This window comes from Paenibacillus sp. GM2FR (assembly GCF_002803325.1).
Classification (GTDB): domain Bacteria; phylum Bacillota; class Bacilli; order Paenibacillales; family Paenibacillaceae; genus Paenibacillus_AQ; species Paenibacillus_AQ lautus.
The window spans coordinates 1-727 of record NZ_MKZM01000004.1; the positions used below are offsets into that span (position 1 = coordinate 1).

Annotated in this window: 2 rRNA genes; both read right to left on the reverse strand. The window is 45.8% G+C overall.

The annotated features are described in order from the left end of the window. A 23S ribosomal RNA gene (locus tag PAEVO_RS00040) occupies nucleotides 1-199 on the reverse strand; the annotation flags it as partial. A gap of 415 nt (nucleotides 200-614) precedes the next feature. Further along, a 16S ribosomal RNA gene (locus tag PAEVO_RS00045) occupies nucleotides 615-727 on the reverse strand; the annotation flags it as partial.

The window sequence follows — 727 nt, forward strand, 5'->3', positions numbered from 1 at the left end:
TCAGTTCCCTGGGTATGCCTCCTCGCATCCTATGTATTCAGATACGGGTAACTAGCTATTACACTAGCTGGGTTTCCCCATTCGGACATCCCCGGATCGAAGCTTGCTTACAGCTCCCCGAGGCAGTTTCGTTGTTCGCCACGTCCTTCTTCGGCTCCTAGCGCCTAGGCATCCTCCGTGTGCTCTTAGTAGCTTAACCAATTGCTCCGGTTATTGTGCTCATCGCTCTGTTGTCCGTTTGTTTCCTGATCTACTAAACGAGTCAATAGGTGGAAACTAACTTCCAAAGGATCGATGATCCCAAAACCTTCGCTGCTACCGTTTTATTTAAACTTGTTTTGACACAAGTTCAGCTAAAAGGATATTTCTAATTGCGCAAATTCGTTTCGTTATCTAGTTTTCAAGGATCAATTCAATCGGCTATTTAACAGCCGGAAGAATATCTTATCAATTCCTGACGATCTTGTCTACAAGAAAGATCTGGAATCAACAAGTTGAGAGTTGAACTCTCAAAACTGACCAACGAGTGAGTAACAGGCCGAAACCTGATTTTAAAGGTGACTTCAATGAAGTCATATTTGAATGTCTTCGTTGCAGAAGACGATTCTCCATAGAAAGGAGGTGATCCAGCCGCACCTTCCGATACGGCTACCTTGTTACGACTTCACCCCAATCATCTACCCCACCTTCGGCGGCTGGCTCCCGTAAGGGTTACCCCACCGACTTC